This window comes from Phenylobacterium sp., assembly GCF_030693625.1.
In the GTDB taxonomy this organism is placed as follows: Bacteria; Pseudomonadota; Alphaproteobacteria; order Caulobacterales; family Caulobacteraceae; genus Phenylobacterium; species Phenylobacterium ferrooxidans.
On the sequence record NZ_JAUYAF010000007.1, the window covers coordinates 60,174 to 68,087 of the forward strand.

The following is a 7,914-nucleotide window of genomic DNA, read 5'->3' on the forward strand; positions in this document are numbered from 1 at the left end:
CCGAGTCGCTGGCCGAGCGGGTCCGGCACGGCTGGAAGGGCAGGCGCGAGACCATAATGTCCCAGGATCTCTTCCTCGCAGCGCTGCAGAAGGCCACGGCGGAGACCCTCGGTCTGGCCGAGCTGATCAATACCGCCAATGCCCTGAGCGGGGCGGGCAGGGGCGACCTGGCCCAGCAGCTCTACAAGGTCTGGGGCGCGCTCAACCCCACCCATCCGCAGCTCTATGTGGCCCATTTCAACCGGGGCTGCCTGCAGACCCAGTCCGGCGACCTGCCCGGCGCCATCGAGGCCCTGACCGCCGCCATCACCCTCGATCCGGACTTCATGCCGGGCTACATCAACCTAGGCGGCGTGCTCGAGCGCAGCGGCCAGCCCGACGAGGCCATCGCCCTGTGGCAGACCGCCCTGCAGAAGGTCTCCGCCATCACCGGCCAGGGGTTCGGCTACAAGCTGTCGACCCTCAAGCAGCTGGCCCGCATCCTCGCCGACACCCAGAAGATCGAGGCCGCCGAACAGGTCCTGCGCGAGACCCTGACCCTCGATCCCACCCAGCGTGACGTGATCGAGCAGTATCTGGCCATGCGGCTGGTCCAGTGCAAATGGCCGGTGGTGGAGCCGCTGCCGGGCCTGGAAGGCGCCGACCTGGTCACCAACATCCACCCGCTTTCCATGGCGGCCTATACCGACGACCCCCTGCTGCAGCTGGCCGCCGCCGCGCGCTATGTCGGCCTCACCGCCGAGACGCCCCTGGCCTCGGCGGGCGAGGATCGCCGGCACGCGCCCATCGACGTCCAGGGCCGCCGCCTGCGGGTGGGCTACATCTCCTCGGACCTGCGCGACCACGCGGTGGGCTATCTGATGGCCGAGCTGTGGGAACTGCACGACAAGGCCAAGGTCGAGGTCTTCGCCTATTACTGCGGCATCCCCTCGGTGGACGCCCTGAGCCTGCGCACCCGCGCCGCCGTGGAGCACTGGACCGACATCCGGCCAATGAGCGACGCCCAGGCGGCCGCGAAGATCGCGGAAGACGGCATCGACATCCTGGTGGACGTCAACGGCCATACCCGCGAGTGCCGCACCGGCGTCTTCGCCCTGCGGCCGGCCCCGATCCAGGTCAACTGGCTGGGCTATCCCGGCACCATGGGCAGCCCCTACCACCACTACATCATCGCCGATGGCTGGATCGTGCCGCCGGGCTCGGAGATCTACTATTCCGAAAAGGTCGTGCGGCTGCCCTGCTACCAGCCCAACGACCGCAAGCGGGTGGTGGCGGCCGAGCGTCCGAGCCGGGCCGAGGCCGGCCTGCCCGACGACGCCTTCGTCTTCTGCTGCTTCAACGGCGCCCAGAAGATCAGCCGCGCCACCTTCGAGCGCTGGCTGACCATCCTGAAGCGGGTGGAGGGCAGCGTGCTCTGGCTGCTGGAAAGCACCGCCGAGACCCATTCCCGCCTGCTGGCTTTCGCGGCGGGGCAGGGGGTGGCGCCCGAGCGCCTGATCTTCGCCCCCAAGCTGCACAACGCCCTGCACCTGGCCCGCTACCCCCTGGCCGACCTGTTCCTCGACACCGGAGCCTACGGCGCCCACACCACCGCCTCGGACGCCCTGTGGATGGGGGTGCCGATGGTCACCCTTTCGGGCCGTGGCTTCGCCGCCCGGGTCTGCGGCAGCCTGGTGCGGGCCTCAGGCCTGGTGGACCTGGTCTGCGCCAGCCCTGACGAATATGTCGAGCGCGCCGTCGCCCTGGGTCAGGACCGCGCTCAGATCGCGGCCTACAAGGCCCAGCTCGAGGCCAACCGCGACACCTGCGACCTCTTCAACATGGAGAAGCTGGTGAGCAGCCTGGAGGACCTCTACGCGACCATGGTGGTGGACTATCAGCAGGGCGCCCTGCCGCGCCCCGACCTCACCAATCTCGACGCCTATATGAAGGCCGGCGTCGATCATGATCACGAGGGCCAGGAGGTCCTGGCCATCGAGGATTACCACGGTCTCTACAAGGCCCAGCTGGCCCGGCGGCACCTGGCCCGGCCCATTCCCCCCGACGCGCGCCTCTGGACCCAGCAGGACATCGCCCTGGCCGAGGGCGAACCGCCGGTGTCCGAACCCCAGGCCCGCCTTCGCCGCGCCGCGGCCGACTGACCGCCCCGCGCCCGCGCGCGCCTGAACTGGAAGACGCATGACTCGGAAGGTTCTCGAAGCGCTCCGCGACCAGGGCTATGAGCCGGCCTCGATGCTGGACGTCGGCGCCAACATCGGCGGGTTCACCGAGGGGTTCCTGCAGGTCTATCCCGACTGCGTCCCGACCCTGGTGGAGCCCAATCCCTATTGTGAGCCCGAGCTGGTGAAGCTGGGCTTCGAACGGCACATGGTGGCCGCCTCCGACACGGCGGGCGTGGCCGAGCTGTTCCTCAGCAAGGACTGGCTGCAGTCCACCGGCGTCTCCCTCTACCGCGAGGACACCCACTATTTCAGCGAGGAAAAGGTCCTCAAGCACGCCGTGCCCAAGGTGCGGATCGACGACCTGTTCGCCGGTCGCCGCTTCGACTTTGTGAAGATCGACACTCAGGGCGCCGAGGTCGACGTGCTCAAGGGCGGGGCCACCGTCCTGGCGCAGGCCGACTACATCCTGCTCGAGGTTTCGATGGTCGAGTACAACATCGGCGGCGCCAAGGCCGAGGATGTGTTCGCCCAGCTGGACGTCATGGGCTTCCACTGCGCCGAGATCGTCGAGTTCCATCGCCTGGACGACGTGCGCCAGAACGGCCTGCTGCAGATCGACGTGCTGTTCGAGCGCCGCAGCAAGCGGGACAGCGCCTCGACACAGGCCCTGTTCCAGCTGGGCCAGGCCCTGGCCGCAGAGGGCCGCACGGGCGAGGCCCAGACGGTCTTCGAAAACCTGATCGCTCTGCGTCCGCACGACGAGCCGGCGCTGTGGGCCCTGATCGAGATCTACACCGCCCAGGACCGGACCCTGGATGTCCTGCGCGCCCTGCGGTTCATCCGGCAGGGCAGGGCCAATCCCAACAGCCTGCTGGAGGAGATTCAGACCCGCGCCATGCCGGCGATCGGCAAGTTCAACGCCCACCTGGAGGCCGGCGAGACCGTCGAGGCCGAGCGCTACGCCGCCGCCCTGGTGGCCCTGATCCCCAACAGCGAACCGATGCTGACCGCCGCGATGAGCTGCAACCAGGTGCTAAAGCGGTGGGGCGAGGTGGAGCGCTACGCCCGCGCCCTGCTGAAGGTCGATCCCGCCAACCATGTCGCCCAGATCGTCATGGCCGCCGCCAACCGCACCTTGCCGCCGGCCGCGCCGCCACCGGTCGCCGCCGATCCGGCCCTGGCCGAGATCGCCAAGAAGATGGCCCTGGCGCTTGCGCCCGGCGACCTCCACCCGCTGCTGCGCCTGCGTGACGTCCATGACGTGGTCAGCCTGATCCTCTGCCGGCCCCTGACCCCCAGCAGCGAGGCGCAGATCGCCGCGCTTCTGGCCGCCGCGGCCGCGCTGGAGGTGGTGGTCGAGCCTGGGTCGGAGTGGGAGGGCTGGCATAAACACTACCGCCTGCTGCTGGACGCCGTGGACCTGGCGGCCGTCAACGCCCCGACCCCAGCCCCGGCCCCGGAATCCGAGCTCGCCTTCGTGTCCTCCACCGGCGCCGCCCTTGACTGGGACAGCGTGCGCGCCACGGCCGATCGGCTGGGCGCCCAGGCGGTGTTCTTCGCCGCCGCCGACCAGACCTATGTCGACCTCTACGCCCGCTGGTATGCGCTTTCGGTGCTCAAGTACTCCGATGTGCCGAGCCTGATCGTCATTCACGTGATCGGCGGCAAGGATCAGCTGGCGGCCATCGCGGCCGGGGTCGGGATCAGCGACGAGCGGCTGATCTTCGCGGGCGACGACTTCGACGCCGCTGCGGTGACCACCAAGGTCTATGACGCGCCGCCCAAGGGCTTCATCGCTCGCCCGGTCGCCCACTTCCAGTGCGTGCGGTTCCAGCGTCTGGGAACCCTGCTGGCGCGCCTGGAGCGCCCGGTCTTCGTCTCGGATATCGACCTGATCCTGCAGCGCGGCGTGGCCGACCTGCTGGCCCGCGCCGCGCCCGCCGATGTGATGTTCAATGAGAACGAGATCAGCTTCAACGCCGGCTCCCGCCTGACCGCCAACCTTCTGCTGGTGAACCCCACGGCCGGCGCCCAGGTCTTCCTGGCCTTCCTCCGCGACTACATCGAACGCGAGTTGGCCCGCCCTGCGGTGACCCGCTGGATCGACCAGGTCGCCCTGATCTTCGCTCGCCACCACCTGGTGGCCCGGGGCCCCTCGCCGACCCTCGCCTATTTCGACACCACCACCGACATCAACAACGTCATGTACCCGTCCTATCAGGCCAATCCGTTCCGCTTCCTGTCCCTGTTCCATGGCTTCGACACCTCGAGCCTGGAAGGGGCGGGGGAGGGCGCGGCCGCGCAGTGACGCCCAACCCACGGCGCGGAGACTCAGTCTAGGTTGGGGGTTTCAAGGCGGGGCGGACGGCATGAAGCGCATACTTGTGACCGGCGGCGCCGGCTTTGTCGGCTCGCACCTCTGCGAACGCCTGATCGAGGCCGGCCACGAGGTGCTGTGCGTCGACAACTACTATACCGGCTCGCGGCGCAACGTCGCCCACCTGCTGCCCAACCCGAACTTCGAGCTGATGCGTCACGACGTGACCTTCCCGCTCTTCGCCGAGGTGGACGAGATCTACAACCTGGCCTGCCCGGCCTCGCCCATCCACTACCAGTTCGATCCCGTGCAGACGACCAAGACCAGCGTGCACGGCGCCATCAACATGCTGGGCCTGGCCAAGCGCCGGAAGGCCAAAATCTTCCAGGCGTCGACCAGCGAGGTCTATGGCGACCCCACCATCCATCCCCAGGTGGAGGAGTACTGGGGCAATGTGAACCCCATCGGCATCCGCTCCTGCTACGACGAGGGCAAGCGCTGCGCCGAGACCCTGTTCTTCGACTACCACCGCCAGCACAAACTGCAGATCAAGGTGGCGCGGATCTTCAACACCTACGGCCCGCGCATGCATCCCAATGACGGCCGCGTGGTCTCCAACTTCATCATGCAGGCCCTGAGGGGCGAGCCGATCACCCTCTATGGCGAAGGCCTGCAGACGAGGTCCTTCTGCTATGTCGATGACCTGGTGGAGGGCTTCATCCGCCTGATGGCCACCGGCGACGAGGTCACCGGCCCCATCAACTTGGGGAATCCCGGCGAGTTCACCATCAAGGCCCTGGCCGAGATGGTGGTGGCCCAGACCGGCTCGGCCTCGAAGATCACCTACCAGCCCCTGCCGTCGGACGATCCCAAACAGCGCCAGCCCGACATCTCCAAGGCCCGCGCCCTGCTGGACGACTGGCAGCCGACCATCGCCCTGGAGCAGGGCCTAGCCCGCACCATCGTCTATTTCGATGGCCTGCTGAAAAGCGGCCTGGCCTGATTTCGTTCAGCGGTTCTCGGGGCAGGCGCAGATGGACATCAAGGAACACGCCGACCTCAACACCCACATCTACCAGTTCGCGCAGGGCTATCTCGAGACACGCGGCTGGTTCGACAGCCTGGACGGCATCCCGCGCAACAAGGATGGCGTGGTGCCCTGGATCACCTATCCGGCCTTCATCCAGCTCTCGCGGATCGTTCGGCCCGACTTCAAGGTGTTCGAGTACGGCTGCGGCGGGTCATCCCTCTGGTGGTCGGGCAAGGTCGCCGAGGTCACCAGCGTCGAGCACGACAGCCGCTGGGCCGCCCACGTGGCCGAGGGCGCCCAAGCCAACCTCAAGATCGTCGTGCGTGAGATGGACGAGGCGGTCGACGAGGCGCGCCGTGAGGCGGTCGCCCCCTTCTTCGCCGATCCGCCCAATCTGCCCCTGTCCCCCAAGGGGGCGCACAACAGGCTGCACGGCCTGATGTCTGAGGAGTTCGTCGCCTACGCCACCGAGATCATGGCCTTCCCCAAGGCCCACTTTGACGTCATCGTCATCGACGGGATGGCCAGGGTCCTGAGCACCTGGGTGGCGATCTCCCACCTCAAGCCGGGCGGCTTCATCCTGTTCGATAACTCCGACCGCTGGCAGTACAACGCCGCCTACCAGATGCTGCACGCCGCGGGCTTCCGCCGGATCGACTATTACGGTCCTGGACCGGTGAACAAGCTCGAGTGGTGCACCTCGCTGTTCGTCCGTGACCTGAGCGTCTTTGAAGCCGCGGTCGACAGTGCGTCCACCGTCTCCGACATGGGCTGGTAGCGGCCAGGCCACCCCGCCCCGGCAAGCATCTTGCTCCACTAGGCAGAATCGAGTCCTGCCGGAGGGGGCGTTGCTTTCCTCCCGGCAAGTCATGCCGAGGCGGCAAATCATCCCCGGTATGATTAATTCGCCTCCCCACGGGCGGAAATATTATTCAATAAAATCATCATCTTAAAAAGTGAACGCGCGGCCAGAACTGGCCCGCCGCTTGCGAGGGTGTTGGCAAGGCGAAAAACCCGCCCCGCAGGCAAAAGCCGCAAACTCTCTCCCGACCAGAATGGAAGGATCCCAAATGCCGTTTAATTCGGTGAACACCAACGTGGGCGCGATGGTCGCGCTCCAAAACCTCAATGCGACCAACTCCGACCTGGCGATGGCTCAGAACCGCATCAACACTGGCAAGAAGGTGGCGAACGCCAAGGACAACGGCGCTATCTGGGCGATCGCCCAGAACCAGCGTGCGGCGTCCGGATCGTTGAACGCCGTCCGGGATTCACTGCAACGCAGTCAGTCCACGGTCGACGTCGCCATTGCTGGTGGGGAGACGGTTTCCGACCTTCTGCTTCAGATGAAGGAAAAGGCCCTGGCGTCCTCCGACAGCAGCCTGGATAGCGCGTCCCGCAATGCCCTGAACGAAGACTTCATGGCCCTGCGCGACCAGATCCAGAAGGCGGTCGGGAACGCATCGTTCAACGGCGTGAATATGTTGAACGGAGCGGGTGTCGGTGGTGCGGTGACGATCTCGGCCCTCGCCGATGAATCTGGAAATTCCAGGCTCACGGTGCTGGCTCAGGATATGTCCCTCGACACTCCCGGCAGCGCGGTGGGGCTGTTGTCGACCGACTCTATTGGGACACAAGCCGGCGCCACGACTATGATCACTTCGGTTGCGACCGCTATTGCGAATGTCTCGACCGCTCTGTCAAAGCTGGGCACCGGTTCCAAGTCGCTCGCCAACCACCTGACCTTCATCAACAAGCTACAGGACGCGGTCGACGCCGGCGTGGGCAACCTCGTCGATGCCGACCTCGCCAAGGAGAGCGCAAGGCTCACCTCGCTACAGACAAAGCAGCAACTCGGTGTCCAAGCGCTGTCGATCGCCAATCAGATGCCACAGACGATTATGTCCCTGTTCCGCAGCTAGTTGGTCGCAGCGCCGGGCGGGCGCCCCCCGAAAGGGGTGGCCCCGCCCGGCGAGCTCTTTGAACTGCTGGGCGCCGTTTGCCGCATGAGGTCGGCAATTTCTGCCCAAGCGCCGTTGAGGTAGGCAAGTCCTGCCGTGCGCAAACGTCCCTAACAAGGGTTTAATCCAACCATTTCAGTATTTTGTGGCGGGCCGATAGCCCGTGGGCGCTGGCTCTGACCTGGCCCGAAATTTGCTTTTAACCACGTGGGCAAAATGCCTGCGGTCAGCAAAATGCAGACCGGTGACCTGAGAAAAAGGACACCTCTGATGCCGAATAGCGTCAATACCAACGTCGGGGCGATGGTCGCCCTTCAGAACCTGAACCAGACCAGCTCCGAGCTGATGACGGTCCAAAACCGCATCAACACCGGCAAGAAGATCGCTTCGGCGAAAGACAACGGCGCCATCTGGGCCATCGCCCAGAACCAACGCGCCACCTCC

The 7,914-nt window shown here is 66.2% G+C and carries 5 protein-coding genes and 1 pseudogene; all 6 read left to right on the forward strand.

The genetic code is table 11. From position 1 onward, the window contains the following. The first annotated feature begins 56 nt into the window (after positions 1–56). A complete protein-coding gene (locus Q8N10_RS01295) occupies positions 57–2,141 on the forward strand; it encodes a tetratricopeptide repeat protein (protein ID WP_304776729.1) in 2,085 nt (694 codons plus the stop codon). Positions 2,142–2,178: 37 nt separating this feature from the next. Next, entirely contained in the window at positions 2,179–4,470 is a 2,292-nt protein-coding gene (locus Q8N10_RS01300; protein ID WP_304776732.1) for an FkbM family methyltransferase, read from the forward strand. 61 nt (positions 4,471–4,531) lie between these two features. After that, complete coding sequence (locus Q8N10_RS01305) at positions 4,532–5,482, forward strand: UDP-glucuronic acid decarboxylase family protein (protein WP_304776735.1); 951 nt, start codon at positions 4,532–4,534, stop codon at positions 5,480–5,482. Between the two features lie 31 nt (positions 5,483–5,513). Further along, positions 5,514–6,287, forward strand: a complete 774-nt coding sequence (locus tag Q8N10_RS01310; RefSeq protein WP_304776738.1) for a hypothetical protein — start codon at positions 5,514–5,516, stop codon at positions 6,285–6,287. Positions 6,288–6,579: 292 nt separating this feature from the next. Continuing rightward, entirely contained in the window at positions 6,580–7,431 is an 852-nt protein-coding gene (locus Q8N10_RS01315; RefSeq protein WP_304776739.1) for a flagellin, read from the forward strand. A gap of 306 nt (positions 7,432–7,737) precedes the next feature. Continuing rightward, positions 7,738–7,914 (forward strand): annotated as a pseudogene (locus tag Q8N10_RS01320) (flagellin); the annotation flags it as partial.